Raw genomic sequence first — 1,795 nt, forward strand, 5'->3', positions numbered from 1 at the left:
CCCGAGGGGGACGCCTCGCGTCCCCCTCTCGCCCGGGCAAAGCCCGGTCGATTCACCCCCCGAGGCGAGCTCGCTTCGCGATCTCGCAGAGCGCCGAACTGTTCGGCGCTCTAGCATTCGTGGGAACGACGCTCCTACATCTGCAGGCGGCAGGTGCGCTACGATGGGCGCATGAAGAACCTTCGAATCTTCCTTGCCGCTCCACTCTTCGTCCTCGGCTGCGGGGAGAGCCCCTCCGAAATCCCCGCGCCTCAGCCTGCGCCGACGGCTGCGTGCGCGGAGCCGCTCGACCTCACGTTCGGCACGGCGGAATCACGAACGAACGTCACGGGCCTCTCGGTCGCCGTCGACGCCGCTTGCAACATCGTCCTCGCCGGCACGACCCAAGGGCCGATCGATTTCGGCGGCGGCCTCGTCGGCACGGCGGACGCGCCGTTTGCCTTCGTGGCGAAGCTCGACGCCGGCGGCAAACACCTCTGGAGCCGAGCGCTCCCGCTGGGCGCGACGTTCGAGGGGAAGGACGTGCTCGCGGTGGACGGCGAGGGCTCGATCCTGCTCGCCGGCAGCTTGCGCGCGGACGTCGACCTCGGGGGCGGCCCGCTCGGCGGGCAATACGTCCGCGCGAACCACCCGTTTTTGCTGCGTCTCGACGCGAACGGCAATCATCTCGCGAGCCGCCGCCTCCCTGGAAACCTGCCGGACGACGTGGATTACAGCGGCGGCTTCGCGCGTGTCGTGGAGGGCGTCGCGTTCGACGCCGAGGGCAACTTCGTGATCACGGGCAGGTTCGTCGGCGACCTCGATTTCGGCGGCGTCACGTTGACGAGCGTGCCCCAGGCGTGGGACCCCGCGTTCATCAACTACAAGCCCGACGTGTTCGTCGCCCGCTACGACGCACAGGGGGGCCTCGTGTGGGCCAAGAAGTTTGGCGGCGACGCCATGGAATCGCCGGCGGGCCTCGACGTGACGCCGGGGGGCGACACCGTCCTCGTCTACACACAACTCAGCCTCCCGGAGGCCGCCGGGGAGCCGCAAGGTTTGTATGTGAAAAAGTTCTCGCCGAGCGGCGACGTCGTTTGGAGCAAGCTCTTCGCAGAGTCCATCCTGGCCGGTTTTGGGGGCAGCGTGGCGACGACGGACGACGGCGGCGTGGTCTTCGGCGGGGAGGGGGAGCTCGTCTTCAACGGCATTGGCACGTACAGCCCGGCGTTCGTGGGCCGGATCGATTCGAAGGGGGAGCCCGTGCTCGGCGCCTCGATCACAGGCGACGCGACCGCCATGGTCGCCGCTGTCGCCCCCGACGACAACGGCGGCATCCGGGCCGTCGGTTGGTTCGAGGACACGCTGCTCCTGCACGGAAAGACCATGGCCGGCTCGAAGGGCGGGCTCGACGGCTTCGACGTGCACCTCGAATGGGACGACGCGGCGAACACCGTCACGACGTTCGGCGCCGCGGCGGACGATCTCGCCCTGGCAATGGCGCGGAGCAAGGACGGCGCGCGGGTGATCGCGGGCGTCGAGGGGCCACTCGTCCACCTCGACGAATCGTTCTCGCCGTATTCGCAGGGGACGCGGATCTTCCTGCGCCGTCACGAGTGACCTGAGCCCGGGGCGCTGCCCCGGACCCCGCGGGGGGCTGTCCGCCCCCTCGACCCCGGACCAGCCAGGGGCCTGAGCATTGGTTCCATCTCCGATCGGTACATTCCCCCCCTCTGACGACATTTAGCGAGGGAGATGTTGGATGCAGAGGTGGCCTCGTCGGCGGAAGCGTGGGCACAGGAGGAGTTCGGGCATG

General features: G+C 69.0%; 1 protein-coding gene. It reads left to right on the forward strand.

What is annotated here, in order from left to right:
* The first annotated feature begins 171 nt into the window (after window positions 1–171).
* Window positions 172–1,599, forward strand: coding sequence for a hypothetical protein (locus E8A74_RS51575; RefSeq protein ID WP_136936573.1), 1,428 nt, complete (start codon window positions 172–174; stop codon window positions 1,597–1,599).
* Window positions 1,600–1,795 lie beyond the last annotated feature (196 nt).

It is taken from the genome of Polyangium fumosum, assembly GCF_005144585.1.
GTDB lineage: Bacteria > Myxococcota_A > Polyangia > Polyangiales > Polyangiaceae > Polyangium > Polyangium fumosum.